General features: G+C 63.8%; 29 protein-coding genes. 16 read left to right on the top strand and 13 right to left on the bottom strand.

Annotated features, from left to right (window positions below; all coding sequences use genetic code 11):
- Positions 1-19 precede the first annotated feature (19 nt).
- The 8 genes from AC1DZU_RS10610 (at position 20) to rpsP (ending at position 7281) form a co-directional block, all read left to right on the top strand.
- Positions 20-1267, top strand: a complete 1248-nt coding sequence (locus tag AC1DZU_RS10610) for a flavin monoamine oxidase family protein (protein WP_477284363.1) — start codon at positions 20-22, stop codon at positions 1265-1267.
- Positions 1268-1432: 165 nt separating this feature from the next.
- On the top strand, positions 1433-2530 hold the full coding sequence (locus AC1DZU_RS10605; protein WP_477284361.1) for a zinc-binding metallopeptidase family protein: 1098 nt from the start codon (positions 1433-1435) through the stop codon (positions 2528-2530).
- Between the two features lie 63 nt (positions 2531-2593).
- Complete coding sequence (locus AC1DZU_RS10600; protein ID WP_477284359.1) at positions 2594-3190, top strand: DUF1236 domain-containing protein; 597 nt, start codon at positions 2594-2596, stop codon at positions 3188-3190.
- 135 nt (positions 3191-3325) lie between these two features.
- Positions 3326-4324, top strand: a complete 999-nt coding sequence (locus AC1DZU_RS10595; RefSeq protein ID WP_477284357.1) for a lysostaphin resistance A-like protein — start codon at positions 3326-3328, stop codon at positions 4322-4324.
- A gap of 17 nt (positions 4325-4341) precedes the next feature.
- Positions 4342-4647, top strand: coding sequence for a hypothetical protein (locus tag AC1DZU_RS10590; RefSeq protein ID WP_477284355.1), 306 nt, complete (start codon positions 4342-4344; stop codon positions 4645-4647).
- A 263-nt stretch (positions 4648-4910) separates the two neighbouring features.
- Entirely contained in the window at positions 4911-6509 is a 1599-nt protein-coding gene (gene ffh, locus AC1DZU_RS10585; protein WP_477284353.1) for a signal recognition particle protein, read from the top strand.
- A gap of 7 nt (positions 6510-6516) precedes the next feature.
- Positions 6517-6843, top strand: a complete 327-nt coding sequence (locus tag AC1DZU_RS10580; RefSeq protein ID WP_056585656.1) for a chorismate mutase — start codon at positions 6517-6519, stop codon at positions 6841-6843.
- Between the two features lie 36 nt (positions 6844-6879).
- On the top strand, positions 6880-7281 hold the full coding sequence (rpsP, locus tag AC1DZU_RS10575; protein ID WP_184872646.1) for a 30S ribosomal protein S16: 402 nt from the start codon (positions 6880-6882) through the stop codon (positions 7279-7281).
- A 72-nt stretch (positions 7282-7353) separates the two neighbouring features.
- Here the strand turns inward: rpsP and AC1DZU_RS10570 are convergent, their stop codons facing one another.
- The 3 genes from AC1DZU_RS10570 to AC1DZU_RS10560 all read right to left on the bottom strand — a co-directional run bounded on the left by AC1DZU_RS10570 (position 7354) and on the right by AC1DZU_RS10560 (position 9400).
- Entirely contained in the window at positions 7354-7881 is a 528-nt protein-coding gene (locus AC1DZU_RS10570) for an SRPBCC family protein (RefSeq protein ID WP_477284350.1), read from the bottom strand.
- A gap of 17 nt (positions 7882-7898) precedes the next feature.
- Complete coding sequence (locus AC1DZU_RS10565; protein ID WP_477284348.1) at positions 7899-8309, bottom strand: DoxX family protein; 411 nt, start codon at positions 8307-8309, stop codon at positions 7899-7901.
- A gap of 185 nt (positions 8310-8494) precedes the next feature.
- Complete coding sequence (locus AC1DZU_RS10560) at positions 8495-9400, bottom strand: bestrophin family protein (protein WP_477284346.1); 906 nt, start codon at positions 9398-9400, stop codon at positions 8495-8497.
- A 180-nt stretch (positions 9401-9580) separates the two neighbouring features.
- Here AC1DZU_RS10560 and AC1DZU_RS10555 point away from each other — a divergent pair, with 180 nt between their 5' ends.
- A complete protein-coding gene (locus AC1DZU_RS10555; protein WP_477284344.1) occupies positions 9581-9988 on the top strand; it encodes an ACT domain-containing protein in 408 nt (135 codons plus the stop codon).
- A gap of 267 nt (positions 9989-10255) precedes the next feature.
- Here AC1DZU_RS10555 and AC1DZU_RS10550 read toward each other — a convergent pair whose 3' ends face one another.
- Positions 10256-11290, bottom strand: a complete 1035-nt coding sequence (locus tag AC1DZU_RS10550; protein ID WP_095083968.1) for an aspartate-semialdehyde dehydrogenase — start codon at positions 11288-11290, stop codon at positions 10256-10258.
- A gap of 106 nt (positions 11291-11396) precedes the next feature.
- Positions 11397-11543, bottom strand: a complete 147-nt coding sequence (locus tag AC1DZU_RS10545; RefSeq protein WP_477284341.1) for a hypothetical protein — start codon at positions 11541-11543, stop codon at positions 11397-11399.
- A 197-nt stretch (positions 11544-11740) separates the two neighbouring features.
- On the opposite strand from AC1DZU_RS10545, the gene AC1DZU_RS10540 reads away from it, so the two are divergent.
- From AC1DZU_RS10540 to AC1DZU_RS10530, 3 genes are all read left to right on the top strand, one after another.
- The gene (locus tag AC1DZU_RS10540) at positions 11741-13615 is read left to right on the top strand and encodes a DEAD/DEAH box helicase (protein WP_477284339.1); all 1875 of its coding nucleotides are present in this window, start codon (positions 11741-11743) and stop codon (positions 13613-13615) included.
- A 117-nt stretch (positions 13616-13732) separates the two neighbouring features.
- Positions 13733-14443, top strand: coding sequence for a DUF805 domain-containing protein (locus tag AC1DZU_RS10535; RefSeq protein ID WP_477284337.1), 711 nt, complete (start codon positions 13733-13735; stop codon positions 14441-14443).
- Positions 14444-14511: 68 nt separating this feature from the next.
- Positions 14512-15183 carry a DUF805 domain-containing protein gene (locus AC1DZU_RS10530; protein WP_477284335.1) on the top strand — a complete coding sequence of 224 codons (672 nt, stop codon included), beginning with the start codon at positions 14512-14514 and terminating at the stop codon, positions 15181-15183.
- Here AC1DZU_RS10530 and AC1DZU_RS10525 read toward each other — a convergent pair.
- From AC1DZU_RS10525 to leuD, 7 genes are all read right to left on the bottom strand, one after another.
- Complete coding sequence (locus AC1DZU_RS10525) at positions 15173-15655, bottom strand: N-acetyltransferase family protein (RefSeq protein ID WP_477284333.1); 483 nt, start codon at positions 15653-15655, stop codon at positions 15173-15175. The genes AC1DZU_RS10530 and AC1DZU_RS10525 overlap by 11 nt on opposite strands.
- Before the next feature lie 4 nt (positions 15656-15659).
- On the bottom strand, positions 15660-16763 hold the full coding sequence (leuB, locus tag AC1DZU_RS10520; RefSeq protein ID WP_477284331.1) for a 3-isopropylmalate dehydrogenase: 1104 nt from the start codon (positions 16761-16763) through the stop codon (positions 15660-15662).
- A gap of 84 nt (positions 16764-16847) precedes the next feature.
- Positions 16848-17198 (bottom strand): VOC family protein, encoded by a 351-nt coding sequence (locus AC1DZU_RS10515; protein WP_477285411.1) that lies wholly within the window; start codon positions 17196-17198, stop codon positions 16848-16850.
- A gap of 14 nt (positions 17199-17212) precedes the next feature.
- On the bottom strand, positions 17213-17596 hold the full coding sequence (locus tag AC1DZU_RS10510) for a RidA family protein (protein WP_477284329.1): 384 nt from the start codon (positions 17594-17596) through the stop codon (positions 17213-17215).
- 313 nt (positions 17597-17909) lie between these two features.
- The gene (locus AC1DZU_RS10505) at positions 17910-18839 is read right to left on the bottom strand and encodes a hypothetical protein (RefSeq protein ID WP_477284327.1); all 930 of its coding nucleotides are present in this window, start codon (positions 18837-18839) and stop codon (positions 17910-17912) included.
- Between the two features lie 309 nt (positions 18840-19148).
- Positions 19149-20006: a hypothetical protein gene (locus AC1DZU_RS10500; RefSeq protein WP_477284325.1), complete on the bottom strand. Its 858-nt coding sequence runs from the start codon at positions 20004-20006 to the stop codon at positions 19149-19151.
- 63 nt (positions 20007-20069) lie between these two features.
- Positions 20070-20675 carry a 3-isopropylmalate dehydratase small subunit gene (gene leuD / locus AC1DZU_RS10495; RefSeq protein WP_477284323.1) on the bottom strand — a complete coding sequence of 202 codons (606 nt, stop codon included), beginning with the start codon at positions 20673-20675 and terminating at the stop codon, positions 20070-20072.
- Between the two features lie 149 nt (positions 20676-20824).
- Here leuD and AC1DZU_RS10490 point away from each other — a divergent pair, with 149 nt between their 5' ends.
- The 4 genes from AC1DZU_RS10490 (at position 20825) to AC1DZU_RS10475 (ending at position 22633) form a co-directional block, all read left to right on the top strand.
- Positions 20825-21250 carry a GNAT family N-acetyltransferase gene (locus AC1DZU_RS10490; RefSeq protein ID WP_477284321.1) on the top strand — a complete coding sequence of 142 codons (426 nt, stop codon included), beginning with the start codon at positions 20825-20827 and terminating at the stop codon, positions 21248-21250.
- Positions 21251-21343: 93 nt separating this feature from the next.
- Positions 21344-21655, top strand: coding sequence for an ArsR/SmtB family transcription factor (locus AC1DZU_RS10485; protein ID WP_064987727.1), 312 nt, complete (start codon positions 21344-21346; stop codon positions 21653-21655).
- Entirely contained in the window at positions 21655-22101 is a 447-nt protein-coding gene (locus AC1DZU_RS10480; protein ID WP_184872664.1) for an SRPBCC family protein, read from the top strand. The genes AC1DZU_RS10485 and AC1DZU_RS10480 overlap by 1 nt, the downstream gene beginning before the upstream one ends.
- Positions 22102-22141: 40 nt before the next feature.
- Complete coding sequence (locus tag AC1DZU_RS10475) at positions 22142-22633, top strand: SRPBCC family protein (RefSeq protein ID WP_477284318.1); 492 nt, start codon at positions 22142-22144, stop codon at positions 22631-22633.
- Between the two features lie 238 nt (positions 22634-22871).
- Here the strand turns inward: AC1DZU_RS10475 and AC1DZU_RS10470 are convergent, their stop codons facing one another.
- Positions 22872-24038 (bottom strand): NAD(P)/FAD-dependent oxidoreductase, encoded by a 1167-nt coding sequence (locus AC1DZU_RS10470; RefSeq protein WP_477284316.1) that lies wholly within the window; start codon positions 24036-24038, stop codon positions 22872-22874.
- Between the last annotated feature and the right edge of the window lie 14 nt (positions 24039-24052).

Here is a 24052-nt window from a genome sequence, read left to right as displayed (position 1 = left end):
TGGCGGGGGCGAAATAGCCATGGACGACGTTGATGTCGTGATCATCGGCGCCGGCTCGGCGGGTCTGGCCGCGGCCAGGACCATGCAGGCAGCCGGCCTCTCCTTCAAGCTGCTCGAAGCGATGGGCCGCATCGGCGGCCGCGCATGGACCAGCGACCAGCATTTCGGCATTCCCTTCGACATCGGCTGCGCCTGGCTGCACGCCGCCGACCGCAACCCCTATTTTCCAGAAGCGCAGGCGGCCGGCTGGACGCTGCATCACCACGACATGAATGTCGACCATCTCTATTATCGCAAGCGCAAGGCAAGCGAGGCCGAGGAAGCCGAGATGAAGGCGGCCGACGCGCGGCTGTTCGAATTGCTGGCCAAGCATGAGGTGAAGGAGGGCGACGACGACCGGCTTTCGGCGCTGCTCGCCAAGGGCCACGCGCCGCGCGCCGCGGCAACCTTCGCCGGACCGATGGATTTCGGCGCCGACGAGGACGAGATTTCGATCCTCGACTTTCAGGCAGCCGCCGATCTCGACCCCAACTATTTCAGCAAGGAAGGCTTTGGCGCGCTGGTCGCGCGTTTCGGCGCCGACCTGCCGGTCGAATTGTCGACGCCGGTGCGCAGGATTCTCTGGGACGTGCCAGGCGTCGCCTGCGTCACCGATCGCGGCACCGTTCGTGCCAAAGCGGTCATCGTCACGGCCTCGCCGGCGGTGCTTGCCTTTGAGGAGATCGAATTCTCACCGGCACTTCCCGACGCGCATTTTGGCGCCTTTTTCGACCTGCCGATGGGCATGCTGACCAAATTGCCGGTCGAGATCCGGGGCACGAGGCTTGGCCTGCAGCCCTTCGACGACCTTTTGATCGAGCGCATGGCCCGGCACGACATCTATTTCCTGTGCTTCCCGTTCGACCTCGACCTGATGGTCGGTTTCGTCGGCGGCGACTTCGCCTGGGAGATGTCGGCAGCGGGCGAGGCGGCCGGCATCGACTTCGTCGTCGACCGGCTGTGCGGCATTTTCGGCAGCGACACCCGCAAGCACGTGGCGCGCGCCATGATGACCAATTGGGGCGGCGAGCGCTTCGTGCGCGGCGCCTATGCGGCGGCCCGCCCCGGTCGGTCGCTGGCCCGTGCGACGCTGATGCAGCCGGTGGCGGAAAAAATCTTCTTCGCCGGCGAGCACCTCGCCGGTCCGCTGATCCAGACCTGCGGCGGGGCGCGGCTGTCGGGCGAGGCGGTGGCAAGACAGGTGGCGACCCAGCGTGCGGCGAAATAGGGCATGATCCCGAACCGAAGGGCCGCGCCAGCGAAGCGGAATCCGGTTTTCGGGACGATCATCGTCGAACAAACAGCCCGATCGATGTGGAACACCGACCGGCGGTTCGCGTTGGGCACGGGCCGCCTTGCACCTATATGCTGGCTCTGAAGGTTTGAGACCAACATGAAACTCTTCGACTGCCCGCATTGCGGCCACCGTCTCTATTTCGAGAACGCCCAGTGCCTGACCTGCTCGAGCCTCGTGCTCTACGATCCCGAGCATGCACGTTTTGCGCGGTCGGGTGTCGACGGCATCTTCCAGTGCACCAACGCCGATGAGTGCGCCTGCAACTGGATGGCCGAGCCGGGGCAGGCTTTTTGCCGCGCCTGCGTTCTGAACCAGCTGATCCCGGATCTGTCGGTCGACGGCAATCGCCGCCGATGGATCCGCGTCGAGGCGGCGAAGAAGCGCGCCATCTATTCGCTGCTCGCCTTCGGACTGCCGGTCGCGCCCAAGCAGAACCCTGCCGACGAGGTCGGCCTTGCCTTCGACTTCCTGGCCGATCCGATCGGCGGCGGTCCTGGCGGCGAGCGCATCCTGACCGGCCACGACAATGGCCTGATCACGCTCAACGTCGCCGAGGCCGACTCGGCCGAGCGCGAAAGGCGGCGCATCGAGATGGGCGAGAACTATCGCACGCTGCTCGGCCATTTCCGCCACGAACTCGGCCACTACTACTGGGACCGCCTGATCCGCGACGATCCACAGAGGTTGGAGGCTTTTCGCGCGCTGTTCGGCGACGAACGCGCCGATTACGAACAGGCGCTGAAGACCTATTATGCCAACGGCGCGCCACCCGACTGGCAGCAAAGTCACATCTCGGCCTATGCAACTTCGCATCCTTGGGAGGACTGGGCGGAAACCTGGGCTCACCATCTGCACATCACCGACACGCTGGAAATGGTCCATGCGCTGAACTTCCCGCTCGGCCGGCTGGAGACGGTGGAGGCCAACGACTTGCCGCAAGGCGACACCGGCGGTGGACTGCAGGCGGCGCCATCGGAGCCTGCCGCAGCACCTGAGCCTTTCGAAAGGATCCTCGCCCGCTGGCTGGTGCTGTCGGAAGCCTCCAATTCGATCAACCGCTGCATGGGCCTGCCCGACCTCTACCCTTTCGTCATTTCAGATGTCACGGCGCGGAAATTGGCCTTCGTTCACGAACTTCTGACCGATTTGCCAAAGGAAGCCGGAACAAATCGTGAGCTGGCGCAGGCGTTTTAGCGGGAACGCATGCGCCGCTGCCCCGTTTTCGCTGGCGAGGGACCATGAAAACGGAGAGAAACCATGAGATCCGTATTGTTTCCCGCAGTCGCCGGAATGCTGACGATGATGTCGGGCGCCGCGTTTGCCGACACCGCTGTATCCGCCGTCACCGATCTCAACGTGCGCGCTGGCCCCGGTCCGCAATATCCGGTGATTGGCGTGCTCGCCGCCGGCCAGTCGGCGACGCTCAATGGCTGCATCGAAAACAGCAAATGGTGCACAATCGCCGAAGCCGGCGGCCAGGGCTGGGTCTATTCCGATTATGTGACGGCTGATTTCGGCGGCAGCCGGGTCGTGCTGACGCAGCGGCCGCACGGTTCCAGCGTTGCGATCGTCTCGCCGCCGGACGGCTACTCGACCGACTACACCGGAGCGATCATCGCCAGCGATCCGCTCAATGATGCCTTTCCGCCGCCTCCGACCGAGGTTAGAACCTATGTCGGCGCGCATCGACTCGACCCCGTCTATCTCGATGGCGAGGTGGTGACCGGCGCGACCTTGCCCGACACCGTCGAGCTGCGCGAAATTCCGGACTACAACTATCGCTATGTCTATGTGAACGGCCAGCCGGCGCTGGTCGATCCGTCGACACGCCGCATCATGTACGTGGTGCGTTGATGTTAGCGAGGTGACCGCTGCGAAGCGCAGCGGCGGTCGCCTCTCGCATGTCGCCACGTCGGATCGGTGCGTGCGAACCGTCGAAGTCGGCGCCGAGCGGACATGATTGCGCGCGAGACGGCGATCTCCTAGATCATGCGACCTGAAGCACTTGCCCCCGAAGCACTTGCCCAAGGATTTCGCGTGATCGACCCTGCCGCCTTCGAACGTTACCGGCATTCGCCGAACGCCAAGACGACCTTGCCGCGCCTGTTCGTGGGAACGGCGATCGTCGTCCTGCTCTGGGCCGCAACGACAGTGGCCGTGCTGTTCGGCGGCGCCTATCTGTTCTTCACCTGGCAGGCATCTGCGGCTCCGTCAGCCGATGGAGCGATGCAGGACTTCCTCGCCTCGCCGATCGGCATCCTAACCGCGCTTGCGTCTTTTGCCGGCATCTGGATCGGCCTGTGGATCGCCATGCGCTGGGTGCACCGCGAGAAGCTGTCGGCACTAATCGGCAACAACCGTCATGTGTCGCGGTCGGGCTTCCTCAAGGGTCTGATTGCCGTGCTGATCACCTCGTTTCTGTCCGAAATCCTGCTTTATCTTCTGCAGCCCGACATTGCCCGCGGCCCGATCAGCCTGTCGTCCTGGCTGCTGTTCCTGATCCCGATCGTTGCCCTCACCTTGCTGCAGACGTCTTCGGAAGAAGTCCTGTTTCGCGGCTATCTGCTGCGCGGTCTCGCCAACCGGTTCAAGAGCCCATTCATCTGGGCGTTGCTGCCGGCCCTGCTGTTCACCTCGCTGCATTGGAGCAACAGCGCCTCGGCCGCCATCAACGCCTGCGTACTGGCCTCGGTCGCCGCTTTCGCGCTGCTTTTGACGCTTGTGGTCTATGCTACCGGCAATCTCGGGGCTGCCTTCGGCGCCCATCTCGGCAACAATCTGAGCGGCTTCCTGCTGATCTCGCACCAGCAGAGTTACAATTCCTTCGCCTTGTTCAGCGCCAAGCCGCTCGAAGGGCCGGGCTGGATGGTGTCGGATGCAATTCTTATCGCCTTGATCGGCATCGCCTGCAGCCTGCTGACGGTTGCGTTGCTGCTGCATCCACGCTCGCCGCTGAGGATTGCCGCCGAGCTCCCGGAGACGAGCTGACAGACGCCCTCGCACAGATGCCGGGAACGCGCGAGCGCTTGCAAAAAAGGAAGCTACTTCAATTGATTGATCCTAGGCCCGTCACCAGCGAAACTATCCTGAGGATTTTGCACCTTGTTCTCATCGAAATTCGCGCGACCGATAACCTGGACAAGGCCCGTATGCTCGCGGACGCGTTTCATAATGCGCCGGGCATGATTGCATCCGGCTGCGACCCGCAAGATATCTGGGCAAGCGTCTTGTCCACTGCGCGAAGGCTGGAGATGGAGCCCTATGTCAATTCGCTGCTGAGCCGTGTCCAATCGCGTCAAATCTTAAACTGAGACCCTACCGGCGCGACCCTTGTCTTGACTCTGCCGCCGATTTCCTGTCTACACGCCCCGAATTCCGCGACGAGTATCCCTCCGAGCAAGCCGACCAGGACGCCGAAGCCTCTTTGAGGTGAAGTGCTGTAAATCGATCCTGGAGGCCAACACCCGGCAGCGCTGAGCGCCCCCGGGTGCTTTTTGGTTTTGGCTTTTGCTTGGACACCCGGCGCGAACGCATTACCTCTCGGGTCGAATGAACCGAGATCGAAGGACGCAAGATGTTTGAATCGCTGCAAGAGCGCCTTGGCTCCATCCTGAACGGCCTGACGGGCCGCGGCGCGCTGTCGGAGGCTGATGTCTCGGCCGCGCTGCGCGAGGTGCGCCGCGCGCTGCTCGAGGCCGACGTGGCGTTGGAAGTGGTACGCTCCTTCACCGACAAGGTGCGCGAGAAGGCCGTCGGCGCCGCCGTGGTCAAGTCGATCAAGCCCGGCCAGATGGTCGTCAAGATCGTCCATGACGAGCTGGTCGAGATGCTCGGCGCCGAGGGCGTCGCCATCGACCTCAATGCGCCTGCCCCGGTCGTCATCATGATGGTCGGCCTGCAGGGCTCCGGCAAGACGACCACGTCGGCCAAGATCGCCAAGCGCCTTTCCGAGCGCCAGAACAAGAAGGTTCTGATGGCCTCGCTCGACACGCGGCGTCCCGCCGCGCAGGAGCAGCTGCGCCAGCTCGGCGAGCAGGTCAAGGTGGCGACGCTGCCGATCATCGACGGCCAGTCGCCGGTCGACATCGCCCGGCGCGCCGTCCAGGCGGCCAAGCTCGGCGGCCATGACATCGTCATTCTCGACACCGCAGGCCGGACCCATATCGATGAGCCGCTGATGGTCGAGATGGCCGACATCAAGAAGGTGTCGAGCCCGCACGAAATCCTGCTGGTCGCTGACTCGCTGACCGGCCAGGACGCCGTCAACCTCGCCAAGAGCTTCGACGAGCGCGTCGGCATCACCGGCCTGGTGCTGACCCGCATGGACGGCGACGGCCGTGGTGGCGCTGCCCTTTCCATGCGCGCCGTCACCGGCAAGCCGATCAAGCTGATCGGTACCGGCGAAAAGATGGACGGGCTGGAGGAATTCCACCCCAAGCGCATCGCCGACCGCATCCTCGGCATGGGCGACATTGTCTCGCTTGTCGAAAAAGCAGCCGAGAACATCGACGCCGAGCAGGCGGCGGCGATGGCCAAGAAGATGCAGTCGGGCAAGTTCGACCTGAACGACCTTGCCGGCCAGCTTCAGCAGATGTCGAAGATGGGCGGCATGGGCGGCATCATGGGCATGATACCCGGCATGGGCAAGATGAAGGACCAGATGGCCGCCGCCGGTCTCGACGACAAGATGTTCGGCCGCCAGCTCGCCATCATCTCGTCGATGACCAAGGCCGAGCGCGCCAACCCCGATATTCTCAAGCACTCGCGCAAGAAGCGCATCGCCGCCGGTTCCGGCACCGACGCTGCCGAGATCAACAAGCTGTTGAAGATGCATCGCGGCATGGCCGACATGATGAAGGCAATGGGCGGCAGGGGCAAAGGCGGCGGCCTGATGCGCGGCATGATGGGCGGCCTTGCCTCCAAGATGGGCCTCGGCGGCATGATGCCGGGCATGGGCGGGATGGGCGGCGGCATGCCCGACCTGTCGAAGATGGATCCCAAGCAGCTCGAGGCCTTGCAGAAGCAGGCGCAGGCGGCCGGGCTCGGAGGCATGAAGGGCCTGCCCGGTGGTCTTCCCGGCGGCGGCCTGCCCGGTCTGCCCGGCGGCATGAAGCTTCCGGGGCTTCCCGGCATGGGCGGCGGCGGCCTGCCCGGCCTTGGCAAGAAAAAGTGAGGACGCGATGAACGAAGAAAAGGACATGGCCGACGCACGCACAATCCTGGCCGACTATCGCGCCTCGATCGACAACATCGATGCCGCACTCATCCACATGCTGGCCGAGCGCTTCCGCTGCACCAAGGCGGTCGGCGTGCTGAAGGCGACGCATGGCTTGCCGCCGGCCGACCCGGCACGGGAGCAGCAGCAGATCGCCCGCCTTCGCCAGTTGGCGAAGGATGCGCATCTCGACCCGGATTTCGCGGAAAAATTCCTCAACTTCGTCGTCCGCGAAGTGATCCGCCACCACGAACAGATCGCCGCTTCCAACGGCGTGACCAAAACCAACTGAAACCCAACGAAATCAGAATTTTTTAGGAGAAAAGAAATGCCCTTGAAGATCCGACTGGCCCGCGCGGGCTCGAAGAAGCGTCCTTACTACCATGTCGTCGTCGCCGACGCCCGTTCGCCGCGCGACGGCCGTTTCATCGAGTCGCTTGGCTCGTGGAACCCGCTGCTGCCCAAGGACGGCGAGCGCGTCAAGGTCGACGCCGACCGCGTCAAGCACTGGCTGTCGCACGGCGCCCAGCCGACCGACCGCGTGCTGCGCTTCCTCGACGAGGCCGGCATTGCCAAGCGCGATGCTCGCTCCAACCCGAAGAAGGCCGAGCCGGGCAAGAAGGCGCAGGAACGCGCTGCCTTGCTGAAGAAGGCGCAGGAAGACGCTGCCGCCGCTGTCGCGGCCGCTGCGGCTGCGCCGGCCGAGGCGGAAGCTGCCACCGCCGAGTAATATTGCCGTATCGCATTTACGAAAACGGCGGGCCTGTGCCCGCCGTCTTTGTTTGAACGCTGCCGCCCAGGTCTATTTTTCGCCAAGGCGTTTCAGATTGGCGAGGCCAGCCTCGAAATCCTTGCCGATCAACGTATCGAAATTCATGAACAGGCCCATCAGCTTGGCGATGAAGGGCCGGCTGCCACGCATCGCCCAGGTGACGGCGGTGTTGTCGCCGGCGGGCGTCAGGGTGAAGTCGACGCTGTTGTTGGCCCTGAACGGCTTCTCGAAGTCGAGCTTGAGCGACACCAGCGAGGACGGCACCGAATTCGTGATCTCCATGCGCCCCTTGCCGGCCTTGGCATTGCCTTCCCAGGCATAGTCCGCGCCCTTGCCGCTTGTCGGGCCGGAGAGCGTGCGCTTCATCTGAGGGTCGAGTTTTTCGTAGGGCGACCATGTCGGCCAGCGGCTGAAATCGTTGATCAGCGGAAAGATCGCTTCCGGCGGGGCCTTGATGCTGGCCGTGCGGGTGGTGACGAAATCGTTCGGCCGTGTCGCCGCATAGATGAGCACGGCGGCGATGATGATGAGCAGGATAATGAGGATGGTGCTGAACATTTTTTTCTCCTTGGTGCTTATCGGCTGAACGGGATCAGTGCGCGCACCCGGGGGTCGCGCAGGTACAGGCCACCCCACAGGATGACGCCGAGATAGACGCCGAACAGCGTGTGCGAGAACAGCGGGTTGTCGACACGCGCATTGGTGGCGATAGCGCCGCCCATATAGGCGGTGAGCAGGATGGCGCCGAGCACAGAGGTGCGCGGCAGGGCGTAGAGCGCGGTCGAGATCAAGCCGATGACGCCGAGCATGCGTGCGACATTGACGTCGGCCGGCCAGCCGAGCGGCACCATCGTCTGCGTGACGATGTCGAGCGGCGGCAGTTTGATGACACCGTCGAAGATCATGAACAGCACGATGACGCCGCTGAGGGCGCGGCCGGTCCACAGGGCGCCCGCCGAGACAGGCGCGGTTTCGGAAATGCTCATGGTGTTCCCTCCTGATGTTTCGAGCCCTTTTCACTGGGGTCGAAACAAGGACGCGGCATGAGGCCTCGATCCGACAGGGGGCGAATTCTTTTTGGCGCGGTGACGGCAAAGCCGTTCTGTCGCGATCCTTCGCCAGCGTTCGCGTTTCCACATCGCGGCGGCCGACAGAACCCTGTGTCGAGCACCTACGAAAAATAAAACTTCTCGGCCGGCAGCATTTTCGGCGGCGTTTCGCCCAGCGCCTCGAACACCGAGATTTCGCAGACGCGGCACAGACCGTCGAGGGCGAGGTCGTTGGCCTCGGTGCCGAACGGATCCTCGAGTTCTTCCGAGAGCGCGTCGAGACCGAAGAAGGTGTAGGCGATCAGCGCCGTGAACAGCGGCGTTGCCCAGCCGGTGGTCGAGATCAAGCCGATGGGTAGAAGCAGGCAGACGATGTAGGCCGTGCGATGCACCAATAGCGTATAGGCGAAGGGCAAGGGCGTGCCGGCTATGCGTTCGCAGCCCGCCTGAATGGCAGTGATCGATGCCAGCCTTTCATCGAGGATGCGGAATCCGATCGGATCGACTTCGCCTGCCCGGCGCTGCGCGTTGGCGCGCCGGCCCATGCGCCTGACCATCTCGTCCGCAGGGTTGGCGAAATTCGCGGCCGTGTCGGCCTCGGCAGCAATGAAGGCACGGGCGTCTTTCATACTGTCGATCTTGCGCAATTGCCCGCGCAGGAAATGACAGAAGGCGAGCGCCTCCATCAGCAGGGCGCGCTGTTCGGCCGGATCGGCGATGAGGCTGGTGGTGGCGCGCGCCAGATTGCGGATTTCGAAGACCAGCGTGCCCCACAATTTGCGCGCCTCCCACCAGCGGTCGTAGGCGGCATTGTTGCGGAACGACAGATAGATCGACAATGTCACGCCGACCAACCCGAAAGGCGTGATGTTGAAGACGCTGAAATCGAGATGGAACTGGCGCGCCACGGCAAGAATGATCGCGGAGTAAAGCGCAAAACCCAGGATCTGCGGCAAGATGCGTGGCACCACCGAACCGCGCATGACGAAGAACAGCTGCAGGAAGGTGGGGCGCGGGCGAACGATCATCGAAGGACCTTTTCACGGACCGGCTTCGGCCCTCAGCTCCTCTATTGTGCGAGGCAACAGGCCGGCAAGCTCAGCCGTCAACGACATCGCGATGTCGCGCGTGCAGTCTGCGGACTATCGGCATCCCTCAGCGGCAGATATTGAGTAGCCTGCGCCCCGCATCAGTCGAGAGAGGAAAAAATGGCCGGCGAGACCGATCTGAAGACCCTGCTGGCATCGATGACGCCGGAACTGCTTGCCGGCACCTACGTCTTCGCCACGCTGGCGCCTGGCGTTGCTCAGCCGGAGGGCCTCGAACCGGTGATGATCTTTCGCGAGCGCGAGGGCGTGACGCTGATCGTACCTGAGGGCGCGGCAAGCGCTGCGGGGCTGACGGCTTCCTTCCGCTGCCGGATGGTAACGCTCAACATCCATTCGTCGCTGGAAGCCGTCGGCTTCCTCGCCGCCATCACCACGCGGCTGGCCGCCGCCGGCATGGGCGTCAATCCGGTCTCGGCTTTCTACCACGACCATCTGTTCGTCCCCGCCAACCGGGCGGACGAGGCACTGGATTTGCTGCGCCAGCTGGCCAAGGACAGCGCCGGCTGAATCAGCGCCTGCGGACAAAGAGGATGTCTGGCAGGCCTTCCTCGTTGTTGGAGCCGAGTGTTAGTCATGAAGGGAACGCCAACGTCTCACTCCGCTGGAACACCCCTCATCCGTCTCGGCGCTACGCGCCGATCCACCTTCTCCCACAAGGGGAGAAGGAAGAAGCGCGCCGGCCAAAGGCCGAGCCCGCGACCGCGGGCCGCCGGCCTTCCGACGCCCCCGCGGAGGACCAGCCGCGTCAGCGGCGGTGCGGCCCGTGAGCGAGAATCAAGCCGCCTTCTTCTTCGGCTGGATCAGGCCGCGCTCGACCAGCAGCTCGGCGATCTGCACCGCGTTGAGCGCCGCGCCCTTGCGCAGATTGTCCGCGACGATCCACATCGACAGGCCGTTGTCGATGGTCGAATCCTCCCGGATGCGCGAGATGAAGGTGGCATCCTCGCCGGCCGATTCCAGCGGCGTGATGTAGCCGCCATCCTCGCGCTTGTCCAAGACCTGGCAGCCCGGCGCCTCGCGCAGGATATCGCGCGCCTCGTCTGCGGTGATCGGCTTTTCGAACTCGATGTTGACCGCTTCCGAATGGCCGATGAACACCGGCACGCGCACGCAGGTCGCCGTCAGCTTGATCTTGGGGTCGAGCATCTTCTTGGTCTCGGCGACCATCTTCCACTCTTCCTTGGTGAAGCCGTCGTCGAGGAAGACGTCGATATGCGGAATGACGTTGAAGGCGATGCGCTTGGTGAACTTCTTGACGTCGACCTGGTCGGCGACGAACACGGCGCGGGTCTGCGTGAACAGCTCGTCCATGCCTTCCTTGCCGGCGCCCGACACCGACTGGTAGGTGGCGACGACGACGCGCTTGATGGTGGCGAAATCATGCAGCGGCTTCAGCGCCACCACCAGCTGCGCCGTCGAGCAGTTCGGGTTGGCGATGATGTTCTTGCGCGTGAACAGCGAGATCGCGTCCGGGTTTACTTCCGGGACGATTAGCGGCACATCCTGATCATAGCGGAAGGCCGACGAATTATCGATGACGACGCAGCCCTGCTTGCCGATCTTCGGCGACCATTCCTTGGAGACGTTGCCGCCGGCCGACATGATGCAGATGTCGGTGTCGGAAAAATCATACTGGTCGAGCGCCCTGACCTTCAGCGTGCGGTCGCCGAACGACACTTCGGTGCCCTGGCTGCGCCGCGAGGCCAGCGCTACAACTTCGCTCACTGGAAAGCCGCGCTCTTCCAGTATGTTGAGCATTTCCCGGCCCACATTGCCCGTGGCGCCGACGATCGCAACCTTGAAACTCATAAAGATCTCCTGTCCCTCTCCGCTCGGTTTTTGGAGAAAACCCGCCGGCCGAAGCGGGTTCCGTCCCCCGGGCCGGACCCGGGAGAGGGTGGTTAGGCCAAGGGAATCACACCGTTTTGGTGGTGGTTTTGCCAGTTTTGGCCAAGAACACGGTTTTGCTGGAACGAGAAGACGCGACAACGCGCCCGGCCCAATGATGTGCATTGCGGCCAGGGAAATCGAATGCAAGAACCGCCATCAAAAGGCCGCGCATCGAAACTGTCCTGTTCGGTGCCGGCTTTTACGCGGTTTGCGTCAAGAGTCAATTGCCGAGCGACGGGCGCTTTCCCACGTGCCCTGTACAATGGTGGCGGCAAGAAGTACGAACAGCCAAGATTGTTTGGCTGGCGCTGCGTCAGCCCCGGCACGTGCTCGATGACGAGCGCAGACCCCGAATTCCGAAAGAGTGAGATGTCCAACTTCGAAGCTATTGTCCCAGCGCTTGCCAGGGCGCTGGAAAAGCGCGGCTATTCCGAACTGACGCCGGTGCAGAAGGCGGTCCTGGCGCCCGAACTGGGGCAGGCCGATGCGCTGGTGTCGGCGCAGACCGGCTCCGGCAAGACCGTGGCCTTCGGTCTCGCCCTGGCGCCGACCCTGCTGGGCGACGCGGAGCGCTTTGCCCAGGCCGCGGCGCCGCTGGCGCTGGCGGTGGCGCCGACGCGCGAGCTGGCCTTGCAGGTGACGCGCGAGCTGGAGTGGCTCTACGAGCTGACTGGCGCGACGGTGGCGTCCTGTGTCGGCGGCATGGACATGCGCACCGAGCGGCGCGCCCTGGAACGCGGCGCCCACATCGTCGTCGGCACGCCCGGCCGCCTGCGCGACCACATCACGCGCCACTCGCTCGACATGTCGGCGCTCAAGGCCGTGGTGCTCGACGAAGCCGACGAGATGCTCGATCTCGGCTTTCGCGAGGACCTCGAATTCATCCTCGACGCCGCACCAGCCGAGCGCCGCACGCTGATGTTCTCGGCCACCGTGCCGCGCTCCATCGCCACGCTCGCCCAGGGCTACCAGCGCGATGCCGTGCGCATCTCGGCGGCAGGCGAGGAAAAGCAGCATCTCGACATCGAATACCGGGCGCTGAGCGTTGCCCAGGCCGACCGCGAGAACGCCATCATCAACGTGCTGCGTTTTTATGAGGCCAAGAACGCGCTGGTGTTCTGCAACACGCGCGCCGCCGTGAACCATCTCACCGCACGCTTCAACAACCGCAACTTTTCCGTCGTCGCACTCTCGGGCGAACTCAGCCAGAACGAGCGCAGCCATGCGCTGCAGGCGATGCGCGACGGCCGCGCCAAGGTCTGCATCGCCACCGACGTCGCGGCGCGCGGCATCGACCTGCCCAATCTCGAGCTGGTGATCCACGCCGACCTGCCGACCAACCCGGAGACGCTGCTGCACCGCAGCGGCCGGACCGGACGCGCCGGCCGCAAGGGCGTCAGCGCGCTGATCGTGCCCAACAGTGCCCGCAAGCGCACCGAACGGCTGTTGCAGAATGCCGGCCTCAAGGCGACATGGGCCAGCCCGCCCTCGGCTGACGACGTGCTGCGCCGTGACGATGAGCGCATCCTTGCCGACCCCGCCTTCAGCGAGCCTGTGAAGGATGAAGAACGCGGCTTCATCGGTGAGCTTCTCGAAAAGCATGGCGCCGAACAGGTGGCGGCGGCCTTCGTGCGCCTGTGCCGTTCAAGCCGCTCGGCGCCGGAGGATCTCCTGGAAATCGCGCCGTTCACGCCGTCTCGTGAAAGACCGGCGGGCGAGAACTTCGCGCGCCGGGATGAAGGGCCCAGCCGCCGCGACGATTTCGGCGCCAGCGTCTGGTTCTCGCTGTCGATCGGACGCCGGCAGAATGCCGAGCCGCGCTGGCTGATCCCGATGCTTTGCCGCGCCGGCAGCATCAGCAAGCGCGAGATCGGCGCCATCAAGATGCAGCCGGAAGAGACCTTCGTGCAGATCGCGGCCGACTGGGCCGACCGCTTCCTGGCGGCGATCGGTCCCGATCGCAAATTGCAGAACAACATCGTGGTGAAGCGGCTGGACGGCACGCCCGATCTGTCGCGGGCCGGCTATCAGCCGCCAGGCCCCGACAAGAAACCGCATCGCGGCAAGGCGCCTTTCGACCCTAACGCGCCGAAGCGCAAATTCGAGAAGCGGGCACCGGCATCGGCCGATCAGCGCCCCGCGGGCGCCTTCGAGGCAAAGCCGTGGGCCAAAAAGCCGGGCAAGCCGAAGTTCGAAAACACCGGCGCGCCGAAACACAAGAAGGCGAAGAAACGGCCCTCGTAGGGCCTGGGGGCGGCTTCACCTGCCCGCAAGACGTCGGGCCGCATCCCAACGCGGCCTTGCCCATAGGCGCGGCCCTGTGTCACATCTTGGCCGGGACGTGGCGAGAGGGGGCAGGATATGCGCGGCGAAGTGCTTCACTATGACGAGGAGCAGGGCTTCGGCTTCATCACCGGAGCCGACGGCAACCGCTACACCTTCACCCGCGAGAACCTGCGCCGGGTAACCGCCATGCCCAAGGGCACGGCCGTCGAGTTCCAGCCGGGCGGCGGGCAGGCGCGCGACGTCTTTTCGATCGCCACCCAGACCGCAGCCCCGGCGGCCGACGCCAACATGAGCGCCGCGCAGCCTCAAGCCGGCAAACCGGCTGCCGCCGGTGCACCCCAGGCCCAGCATTTCGGCCGCTCTTTCGAGCCTGCCGAACCCACCGATTTGTGGAGCTATTTCTGGCGCGGCGTGACGCGGAACTACTTCAACTTCGCCGGCCGCGCCCGGCGCAAGGAATATTGGGGCTACTGCCTGTTCTGGACGGTTTGCCTGCTGATCATCGGCGGCATCGGCCTGTTCACCGATACGGATATGGGCCATTTCGACAGCGACGTATCGGCGGCGGTGACTGTTGGCCTGTGCGGCACCTTCCTGCTTGCGACATTTCTGCCCAGCCTCGGCATTATCGTCCGCCGGCTGCACGACATCGGCCTGTCGGGCTGGCTCAGCCTGGTGATCCTCATCCCCACCATCGGCAGCCTGATCATCCTGGTCTTCGCGCTGATTCCGACACAGGCCCGGGAAAACCAGTGGGGACCGGTGCCGGCAGGGATCAGGTTTTAGCTGGTGACGTGCGCATTGCAATTGTCGACAACTCTGAGTAGTATTGCGTGATGCACGGGGGGCAGGGCATGCGCGGCACGGTGTTCCACTACGACCAGGATCAGGACTACGGCTACATCAACGGAATCGACGGCAAGCGCTATATATTTTCCCGCAATGATTTGAGTCAGCAGGAGACCCTCGCCAGGGGCACTCTCGTCGAGTTCCAGCCAGACGACGGTACGGCGCACGACATAGTCGCCGTCGCCTCAACCGCGCCGTCGCCAAGCACCGGTCGGCCAAGGCAACCAGGCCGTCGTGCTGAAAACCGGCCTGTAGCGTCGGTTGGACTATGGGCTTACTTCTGGCGCGCGGTGATTGCGGACTACGGCAATTTCAACGGACGCGCCCGTCGCAAGGAATTCTGGGCCTTCTGGCTATTCTACACCCTTGGAATATTCGCACTTTTAGGCTTCGGAATACTCGTTGACCTGGCGATCAACGGCTTCGAAATCAACTCGGACAGGACGCCGATAGGGATCATAGGATTCATACCCCTCCTGGTTTTCATTTCGGGATTGATCCTGCCATCGATTGCTCTCGTCGTGCGGCGCCTGCATGACGCCGGTCTGAGCGGCTGGTTTGCTCTGCTCTGCTTCATGCCGCCCATTAGCAGCATTGCCTTGCTGGTCTTCGGATTTATGCCGTCTCAGGTGGGCGACAACCCCTGGGGGCAGGTGCCAGCGGGCGTCAGGATTTAGCCGCCTTAAGTGCCTCTCCCGAAAGCCTGAGAAAGACCTTTTGGCCGTGGCGCTCGGCGCCGAGCCGGTCGTAGAACCGCAGCGCGCCCTCGTTCCAGTCCTCGGTGGTCAGGTCGATACGGCCGATGCCATGGCGCCGGCAATGGCCGGCGAGAAAGCCGATTAGCGCCCGGCCGACACCGGCGTTGCGAGCCTTGTCGCGCACGAACAGGTCCTTGAGGAACAGCAACCGCTCGAGATCTATGCCCGGATGCGCGATCGCCACCGACGCCAGGCCGCTCACCTCGCCCTCGACGAAGGCCAGCGCGAAATGCGGATAGGCCGGGCTTTCCTCGCCGAGCCATTTTCGCGCCGCAGACAAGGCCCGCTCGTGGTCGAGCGGCGGCTGCCGGTAGTGCACGGCCATCTCGCACAGCATGGTGGCGAGCGCCGTCGCGTCCTCGATCGTCGCCCAGCGGACGTCGACCGTCACGCGATCAGCCCAGGAATTTGGCGATAATCGCGTCGCCCATCTCTACGGTGCCGACCTCGGTCATGCCCGCCGACAGGATGTCCTTTGTGCGCAAGCCCTGGTCGAGCACGGCGGCGATCGCGGCTTCGACACGGTCGGCTTCGTCGACCATGCCGAAGGAATAGCGCAGGCACATGGCGAAGGAGGCGATCATGGCTATCGGGTTGGCGATGCCCTTGCCGGCAATGTCCGGCGCCGAACCGTGCACCGGCTCATAGAGCGCCTTGCGCTTCTTGGTCTTTACATCCGGTGCGCCGAGCGAGGCCGACGGCAGCATGCCGATCGAACCCGTCAGCATGGCGGCGATGTCGGACAGCATGTCGCCGAACAGATTGTCGGTGACGATGACGTCGAATTGTTTTGGCCAGCGCACCAGTTGCATGCCGCCGGCATCGGCCAGCATGTGGTCGAGCTTGACGTCGGCGTATCTAGCCTTGTGGGTCTGGGTGACGACCTCGTTCCACAGCACGCCCGACTTCATGACGTTGCGCTTTTCCATTGAGGTGACGTGGTTCTTGCGCGTGCGCGCCAGCTCGAAAGCGACGCCCGAAATGCGCTCGATCTCGAACGTGTCGTAGACCTGGGTGTCGATGCCGCGCTTCTGGCCGTTGCCGAGATCGATGATCTGCTTGGGTTCGCCGAAATAGACGCCGCCGGTCAGCTCGCGCACGATCAATATGTCGAGGCCTTCGACCACCTCCTGCTTGAGCGACGAGGATGCGGCGAGTGCCGGATAGCAGATGGCGGGGCGCAGATTGGCGAATAGCTCCATGTCCTTGCGCAGCCGCAGCAGGCCGGCTTCGGGGCGCACCTCGTAAGGCACCGCATCCCATTTCGGCCCGCCGACGGCGCCGAACAGCACTGCGTCGGCCGCCATTGCCTTTTCCATGTCGGCATCGGAAATCGCCGCACCATGCGCATCGTAGGCGCAGCCGCCGACCAGACCGTCCTCGGTGGCAAAGCCGCTGCTGAGCTTGTCGTTCATGACGGCGATCAGCTTCTTGACTTCGGCCATCGCCTCCGGACCGATGCCGTCACCGGCGAGCAGGAAAAGATGCTTCGTTGCCATGGAGAACCGTCCTGGAAAGAATTGAACCGCGGCCTTGCTAAACGCCAAGCGCCCGGCGCGCAAGCCTGCGCGTTACAACCGCGATCACCGATGCGAGAGAATGTTGACCAGCCGGCCGAACGGATCGCGCACATAAAAGCGCCGCACGCCCCAGGGCTCGTCGGCCGGGCCGTATTCGTTGGCAAAGCCGGCCGCCTTCATGGCGTGGAGCGCCGCATCGACATCGTCGACCTCGATCGAGAGATCCGGCACCGGCGAGCCGGAGCCGCCTTCGACGGCGAAGCTGACCTGGACGTTCATTTTCTCTTGCGAGCCCAAGGTCCTGATCCAGCCATGGTCCATGACCACGTCGAGGCCGAGCACGTCCTGGTAGAAGCGCTTCGCTGCCGCGATGTCTGGTGTCTCGATGTTGGCAACGATCCGCCGGACTTTCATCGCCTGCCCGTCCTTCATGCCGTGCGCCGCAGTGCCGTCACTTCGATCTCGATCTTCATTTCCGGCTTGTTGAGCTGGCAAACGATCATCGTCGCCGCCGGCCTGACGTCGCCGAATGTCTCGCCGAGGATCGGGAAGACGATGTCCACGAAGGCGGCATCGGTGATGTAGTAATGCGCCCGCACCACGTCGGCCATCTCGAAGCCGCCGTCCTGCAAGGCCTTGCCGATGGTCGCCAGGCAGTTGCGCGTCTGCGCCTCGACCGTATCCGGCATCGTCATGGTCGCATAGTCATAGCCGGTCGTTCCCGACACGAAACACCAGTCGCCCTGCACCACCGCGCGCGAATAGCCGGCGGTCTTTTCGAACGGCGAGCCGGTGGAAATCAGTTTTCGCATGGGGTGCCCTTGCAGTTGCCTTCCGTCATTCTGAAAGGAAAGACGCCGCTCGGCCATAGGCCAGGTGAAACTGATGGTTGTTCCGACAAACCAGCGCACACTTTGAAGACTGGGCGAAGCCTTCGCGTCTTCGTCATCCTGGGGCGAAGCAAGGAGCGCAGCGACGCGGCGCAGACCCCAGGATCCATGCCATGACATAGGAGCGCTGCCGCGGTGCAGAATCCTGTTCCGCATTGCTTGTTCATGGTCGCGGCATGGATCCTCGGGTCAAGCCCGAGGATAACGAAGGTGTGGTGATTCCCGCCCAGAATTCCTAGTTCGCCGACCCCAGCGCCTTGTCCAACGCCTCCTTCACATCGGCAGGCCATGTCGTCACCGCCGGCCAGGCGTTCGGCTGGCCATTGTCGCCGCGGCGGGCGAAATAGAGCTTGTGGTTGGCCGGGTCGATCGCCATGAAGCCGTCATTGCCGCCGCAGTCATGCGGCACGCAGCCGCTGGCGTAGAAGGCGCCCGAGGCGGTCTTTTCCGTGCCGCCACCGACCAGCAGGCTGGTCGCCATGTCGGGCATGTCCTTGCCGAGGAGCTTTTGCGCTTCCTTGTAGACGGCCCCGTTGTGGAAGGCGTCGATGATGTTCTGGTACTTTTCCGGATTGATGTCTTTCCAGTCGGTGCCCGGTTCCGGCATGTAGGTCAGGTTGCCTGAAGTCGTCAGCCCCTCGGTCGGCGACCATTGTAAAGCCGGCTTCTCGTCGCCTGGCAACAGATAAGGCACGAAATAGATGGCGTTGTCGGACACCGCCGACGGCGGCGCGCCGCACTCGTCCTGTTCGACCGTCGTGCTCTGGATGGTGCCGCCTTCCGGCTTCCAGACGATCACCGTGGCCGGGCCGCATTGATTGCCGCCATCGCCGACATCGAACAGCGCCACCTTGACGCCGCCGACCTCGACAATTTTGTCGAAGAAGACGTCATAATTGCTCGCCAGCTGCTGGCCGTCATAGGCAAGCACTTTCTCGCCGTCCTGTTCCGGCTGGGTGATGGTCAGCTGGCCACCTTCGAATGGCACAGGCGCCTGCTTGTCGTCGTCGGAAGCATCGGCGGCGCCTGTACCCTGGTCGGTGGCCGGTTTCTCGGCCGACGGCGCCAGCTGCGCCGCGGGCGTCTGCGTCTGGGCATAAGCGCTCGTCACAGGCAGCAGGAAAAAGGCCAGCCCGCAAGCGCCGGCAAGAAGCGAACGAGTCATGGTGATCCTCCGTTTCGTCAGATCATATCCAGCCGGGAATGAAACGCCAGTCCGCACCACTGGGCGACTGGGCGGCGAGATTTCAAGGGCGGATAACCTTTTGCATCGCGGGACAGCACCCCCCTCTGGCCTGCCGGCCATCTCCCCCGTAAGGGGGGAGATCGGATGTCACGGATGCCATGCCAATCACCAACGTTGCGGAGACGGGCGGGACGCCGACGCGGCCATCTCCCCCCTTGCGGGGAGATGGCCGCCAGGGCAGAGGGGGTGGGAAGGATCGCGACAGACCAGAACGCCCTTATCCCGCCCCTAATTTGCAGATCCAAACGCCTCGTCCAGCGCCGCCTTGACCTCGGCCGGCCAGGTCTGCACCGGCGGCCACATATCCATCCTGGGCTTGCCACTGCTGCGGGCGAAATAGAGTTTTTGGTTGGTCGCGTCGACCGCCATGAAACCGTGATTGCCGCCACAATTGTGCGGCGCGCAGCCATCAAAATAGACGATGCCGGACGCGGTTGTTTTCGTACCGCCGGCGGCCAGGAAACTGGCGGCCAGAACGGTCATGTCCCCGCCAAGCAAGGCCGCGGCGTCGCTGTAGACCGCCTTGTTGTGGAAGGCGTCGATCATGTCCTCGTATTTCGACACGTCGACATCCTTCCAGCCCGTGCCGGGATCCGGCATGTAGGTGAGATTGCCCGCAATCGTCAGCCCGTCGGCGGGCGACCATTGCATCGCCCGCTTCGAGGCGCCCGGCAGCAGATAGGGGACGAAATAAATGACATTGTCGGTCACCGACGCCGGTGCGCCGCAGCCATCCTGCTCGACCGTGATGCCCTGGATCGTGCCGCCTTTCGGCTTCCACACGATCATCACCGGGGGACCGCAGAGATGGTCGATATTGCCGTCGCCGACATCGACCAGCGCCACTTCAGTGCCGGCGATGTCGACGATCCTGTCGAAGAAGACGTCATAATTGCTCGCCAGCTTCTGGCCGTCGTAGGCGAGTACCTTTTCGCCGTCCGGCTCCTGCTGGGTGATGGTAAATTGACCGCCCGCGAACGGGATCGGCGCCTGCTGGTCGATGACAGGCGGCTGGGCGAACAGGCTCGTTGCCGGCAGCAGGATCAACACCAGCCCGCAGGCGACGGCAACAAGCGAACGTGTCATGACAAGTCCTCGCCTTACCCGAAGACTCGCCGTCGGTGCGGCCTTGCAGTCAGGCCGCGTGTTTCAGGCCCAGGGGCGCTGTTCGGCGTCTTTCTTCTCGAACGAAGCGATGGCGCCGGCCTTCTCCATGGTCAGGCCGATATCGTCGAGACCATTGAGCATGCAGTGCCGCTTGAAATCGTCGAGGTCGAACGCGACCACGCCGCCATCCGGCCCGCGGATTTCCTTGGCCTCGAGGTCGATCGACAGAGTGGCGTTGGAGCCGCGCGAGGCGTCATCCATCAGCTTTTCGAGATCCTCGGGGCTGACGGTGATCGGCAGCACGCCGTTCTTGAAACAGTTGTTGTAAAAGATGTCGGCGAACGAGGTCGAGATGACGCAGCGAATGCCGAAATCGAGCAGCGCCCAAGGCGCGTGCTCGCGGCTCGAACCGCAGCCGAAATTGTCGCCGGCGACCAGGATCTGCGCCTTGCGGTAGGCCGGCTTGTTGAGCACGAAATCCGGATTTTCCGAGCCGTCGTCATTGTAGCGCATTTCGGCGAACAGGCCGGTGCCGAGCCCGGTGCGCTTTATCGTCTTGAGATAATCCTTCGGGATGATCATGTCGGTGTCGACATTGACGATTGGCATCGGAGCGGCGACGCCTGTGAGCTTGGTGAATTTTTCCATGGCTTTTTTGCCCGTATTCTTGTTTCGGGGGATTGCTGAGGCACGCTTTACACAAAGCCGCGGGCAAATAAAAGGCAACTGTTCGTGCAGGATGGCCAGCTGCGCAAAACGGCTTCGAATTCGCCGCCCGATGGTGCAGTCTGACGGTCATGGCGCAAAACTCCCACGTCCTCTATGCCCGCGAGCCCGCGCTCGACATCGCCGAATTCCGCCGTGTGCTGGTGGAATCCGGCCTCGGCGAGACACGGCCTGTCGATGACGACACTCGCCTGCAGGCGATGCTGTCGGGCGCCAATCTGGTGCTGACGGCGCGTCTCGATGTCGAGGGCAAGCCGCTGATCGGCGTTGCCCGCGCCCTCACCGACTTCTCCTGGGTCTGCTACATCTCCGAGCTCGCCGTTTCCCGATCGGCGCAGGGGCTCGGCATCGGCAAAGGCCTGATGGACGAGGCACGGCGGCAACTCGGACCGTCCGTCGCCATCAGCCTGATCTCCATGCCCGACGCCGTCGGCTTCTACGAACGCATCGGCATGACGCGCATGTCCGACGCCTTCTGGTTCTCCCGCAAGAGCTGACATTTTTTCCCCTTGTGATCGCATCCTGGCGCCAACGGCGTGAAATCTGCATCTTGACATGCAACCAAATGGTTGCATATTAAGGTCATGAGCATGGATGCCGTCTTTCGCGCCTTGGCCGACCCGACACGCCGGCAATTGCTGGACAACCTCCATGCCCGGAACGGGCAGACGCTGAACGCGCTGTGCGCGGAGATGGACATGACGCGCCAGGCGGTGACCAAGCACCTGGCGATCCTGGAGGAAGCCAACCTCGTCACCACGCTCCGCAAGGGACGCGAGAAGCAGCACTACCTCAACCCGGTTCCGATCAACGAGATCGCCGAACGCTGGATCGGCAAGTTCGAGCGCCATCGGCTGGATGCATTGAGTGACCTGAAGAAACGCCTCGAAAGGGAAGACTGATGAGCAACAGCTTCGTTTACGTGACCTACATCCGCACCACGCCCGAAAAACTCTGGGAGGCGCTGACCGATCCGGAGTTCAACCGGCAGTTCTTCCTTTGCTCCTATCAGGAGAGCGAGTGGAAGGTCGGCTCCAGCTGGAAACTGATCTTCCCCGACGGGAGCGTCGCCGACAGCGGCGAGATCCTCGAAATCGACCCGCCGCGACGCCTGGTGATCAAATGGCGCAATGAATGGATGCCGGAGGTCAAGGAAGACGGCTACACGCGCTGCACCTTTGCCATCGAACAGGACGGCGAGTTGATGAAGCTTGCCGTCACCCACGAGGCCGACGGCCCGCACCGGTTGATCCCGAATGTCACCAAGGGCTGGCCGCTGGTGCTGGCGAGCCTCAAGAGCCTGCTCGAGACCGGCAAGGGTTTCGAGCGTCCGCCATCGAAGGGTTGAAGCTTGGTTTCGGCAGCGAAACAAACTTTTGGAGGCACCTATGCTGCATGTCCCTGTCGTCCACAGCATGACCAATGGCGAGACCGTCATGGCAAGCGCCGACATCGGCGCACCCGCCGAGCGGATCTTCCGCGCCCTGGTCACGGACGAGGTCGAGCGCTGGTGGGGGTCCGCCGACACCTATCGCATGGCCGACTGGTCGGCCGACCTTCGCGTCGGCGGCCGCTGGACGGTCACCGTTCGAACGGCAGACGGCAGGGACCTGCCAGCGAGCGGCGACTTGCTCGACATCGAGGCGCCGCGCCGGATCGTGCAGACGCGGGCCTATGAGTGGGACCATCCCACGCTTGGCCGGCGGCAAACGACGGTAGCCTGGCTGCTGCAGCCGATCACCGCCGGCACGCGCGTCACCATCTGTCATTGCGGCTTTGCCGGCTTGAGCGACGCGGCGGCCGAGCATGCTGAGGGTTGGGGCAGGGTGCTGGGCTGGCTGCAGGCGTATTTCGAGGTGGGGAAATTGGCCGCGGCTTAGCCGACTGGTGGCGGTGCAGACCCATTTGATGTCGGCGGGACAGCACCCCCCTCTGGCCTGCCGGCCATCTCCCCCGCAAGGAGGGAGATTACACGCTCAGTCGCTTTCGCCAATCTCGAAACGTGACAGGAGTGGCGCGGCGCCAAAGCTGTCGATCTCCCCCCTTGCGGGGGAGATGGCCGGCAGGCCAGAGGGGGCGGGAACTCGACGGAACGGCATATTCCCAACGCCTAACATCTCAAATCACATTCAATTCCCTGAACGCCCGCCCTTCCGCAACCCGGCCATAGCCAAACGCCGAGCAGTCCACCGTGCGGTAGCCGCCATGCACGATCAGTTCGGCCAGCGCCTTGCCGACCGCCGGCGCCTGCTGCAGGCCATGGCCGGAAAATCCGTTGGCGAACAGGAAGTTGCCGACCTCAGGATGCGGGCCGATCACCGCGTTCTGGTCGAGCGTGTTGTAGTCGTAATGTCCGGCCCAGGCGCGTGTCGGCTTGATCGCCTCGAAGGCGGGAATGCGGGTCGCCAGCACCGGCCAGATGACCTCCTCGAACAGCGGCCAGTCCGGCTCGAAATCGGCGGGATCGGCCGGGCCATCGCCCTCTTCCGGCTCGGCACCGCCGGTGATGTAGACCGAGCCTTCCGGCCGCACATAGATGCCCGAGGGATCGACCAAAAGCGGCATGTCGGCATATTTCTCGCGCGCCTCGAAGACGAAGACGTTGCGCTTGCGCGGCTCGACCGGCAGCACCAGTCCGGCCATCGCTGCCACCTTGCCGGCATTCGGCCCGGCGGCGTTGATGACGGTGCCGGCTTCGAGCGTCTCGCCATTGTCGAGGCTGACGCTGGTGACGCGGTCGCCCTGCCGCTCGATGCCGGTGACGTCAGCGGTGATGAAATCGATCTTCTTCTCGCGCAGCGCCTTGCGGAACAGCATCAGCATCGCATGCGCGTCGAACCAGCCCTCGCCGGTCCGGCCATAGGCGCCGGCGGTGATGCCTTCGGCCGACAGCCAGGAGAAGCGACGCACCAAGGCGTCGGCATCCTCAAGCAGGATGTCGGCGCCCTCGGCGATCTGCGCCTGGTGATTGGCTTTCAGGATCGGCAGCCCGTTCTCGCCGGCGAGGATGAGATAGCCGCCCTCGCGAAAACCGATATCGGCGTCAGTGCCGAACTCTTCCTTCAACCGTCGGAACAGCTTTAGCGTGAACTGCGACAGGCGGATGTTTTCCGGGATCGAGAATTGCTGGCGGATCGAGGCGCAGGACAGCGTCGTCGCCGCATGCGCAAATTGCGGATCGCGCTCGATCAGCGCGATCGAGCCGGAAAATCCTTCCTCGCGCAGATAATAGGCAATCGAGGAGCCGACGATGGCCCCGCCGATGATGACGATGTCGTAGCGCACGCTTTATGCCCTTT

It is taken from the genome of Mesorhizobium sp. P2_A12, assembly GCF_056405075.1.
The sequence above is the reverse complement of the archived record's forward strand: the minus strand, read 5'-3'. Positions and strand labels throughout refer to the sequence as shown.

Bases quoted from the DNA above. Each gene is read 5' to 3' on its own strand.
- AC1DZU_RS10610 (WP_477284363.1), top strand. From the start codon at position 20: ATGGACGACGTTGATGTCGTGATCATCGGCGCCGGCTCGGCGGGTCTG.
- AC1DZU_RS10605 (WP_477284361.1), top strand. From the start codon at position 1,433: ATGAAACTCTTCGACTGCCCGCATTGCGGCCACCGTCTCTATTTCGAG.
- AC1DZU_RS10600 (WP_477284359.1), top strand. From the start codon at position 2,594: ATGAGATCCGTATTGTTTCCCGCAGTCGCCGGAATGCTGACGATGATG.
- AC1DZU_RS10595 (WP_477284357.1), top strand. From the start codon at position 3,326: ATGCGACCTGAAGCACTTGCCCCCGAAGCACTTGCCCAAGGATTTCGC.
- AC1DZU_RS10590 (WP_477284355.1), top strand. From the start codon at position 4,342: ATGCCGGGAACGCGCGAGCGCTTGCAAAAAAGGAAGCTACTTCAATTG.
- ffh (WP_477284353.1), top strand. From the start codon at position 4,911: ATGTTTGAATCGCTGCAAGAGCGCCTTGGCTCCATCCTGAACGGCCTG.
- AC1DZU_RS10580 (WP_056585656.1), top strand. From the start codon at position 6,517: ATGAACGAAGAAAAGGACATGGCCGACGCACGCACAATCCTGGCCGAC.
- rpsP (WP_184872646.1), top strand. From the start codon at position 6,880: ATGCCCTTGAAGATCCGACTGGCCCGCGCGGGCTCGAAGAAGCGTCCT.
- AC1DZU_RS10570 (WP_477284350.1), bottom strand. From the start codon at position 7,881: ATGTTCAGCACCATCCTCATTATCCTGCTCATCATCATCGCCGCCGTG.
- AC1DZU_RS10565 (WP_477284348.1), bottom strand. From the start codon at position 8,309: ATGAGCATTTCCGAAACCGCGCCTGTCTCGGCGGGCGCCCTGTGGACC.
- AC1DZU_RS10560 (WP_477284346.1), bottom strand. From the start codon at position 9,400: ATGATCGTTCGCCCGCGCCCCACCTTCCTGCAGCTGTTCTTCGTCATG.
- AC1DZU_RS10555 (WP_477284344.1), top strand. From the start codon at position 9,581: ATGGCCGGCGAGACCGATCTGAAGACCCTGCTGGCATCGATGACGCCG.
- AC1DZU_RS10550 (WP_095083968.1), bottom strand. From the start codon at position 11,290: ATGAGTTTCAAGGTTGCGATCGTCGGCGCCACGGGCAATGTGGGCCGG.
- AC1DZU_RS10545 (WP_477284341.1), bottom strand. From the start codon at position 11,543: ATGCGCGGCCTTTTGATGGCGGTTCTTGCATTCGATTTCCCTGGCCGC.
- AC1DZU_RS10540 (WP_477284339.1), top strand. From the start codon at position 11,741: ATGTCCAACTTCGAAGCTATTGTCCCAGCGCTTGCCAGGGCGCTGGAA.
- AC1DZU_RS10535 (WP_477284337.1), top strand. From the start codon at position 13,733: ATGCGCGGCGAAGTGCTTCACTATGACGAGGAGCAGGGCTTCGGCTTC.
- AC1DZU_RS10530 (WP_477284335.1), top strand. From the start codon at position 14,512: ATGCGCGGCACGGTGTTCCACTACGACCAGGATCAGGACTACGGCTAC.
- leuB (WP_477284331.1), bottom strand. From the start codon at position 16,763: ATGGCAACGAAGCATCTTTTCCTGCTCGCCGGTGACGGCATCGGTCCG.
- AC1DZU_RS10515 (WP_477285411.1), bottom strand. From the start codon at position 17,198: ATGAAAGTCCGGCGGATCGTTGCCAACATCGAGACACCAGACATCGCG.
- AC1DZU_RS10510 (WP_477284329.1), bottom strand. From the start codon at position 17,596: ATGCGAAAACTGATTTCCACCGGCTCGCCGTTCGAAAAGACCGCCGGC.
- AC1DZU_RS10505 (WP_477284327.1), bottom strand. From the start codon at position 18,839: ATGACTCGTTCGCTTCTTGCCGGCGCTTGCGGGCTGGCCTTTTTCCTG.
- AC1DZU_RS10500 (WP_477284325.1), bottom strand. From the start codon at position 20,006: ATGACACGTTCGCTTGTTGCCGTCGCCTGCGGGCTGGTGTTGATCCTG.
- leuD (WP_477284323.1), bottom strand. From the start codon at position 20,675: ATGGAAAAATTCACCAAGCTCACAGGCGTCGCCGCTCCGATGCCAATC.
- AC1DZU_RS10490 (WP_477284321.1), top strand. From the start codon at position 20,825: ATGGCGCAAAACTCCCACGTCCTCTATGCCCGCGAGCCCGCGCTCGAC.
- AC1DZU_RS10485 (WP_064987727.1), top strand. From the start codon at position 21,344: ATGGATGCCGTCTTTCGCGCCTTGGCCGACCCGACACGCCGGCAATTG.
- AC1DZU_RS10480 (WP_184872664.1), top strand. From the start codon at position 21,655: ATGAGCAACAGCTTCGTTTACGTGACCTACATCCGCACCACGCCCGAA.
- AC1DZU_RS10475 (WP_477284318.1), top strand. From the start codon at position 22,142: ATGCTGCATGTCCCTGTCGTCCACAGCATGACCAATGGCGAGACCGTC.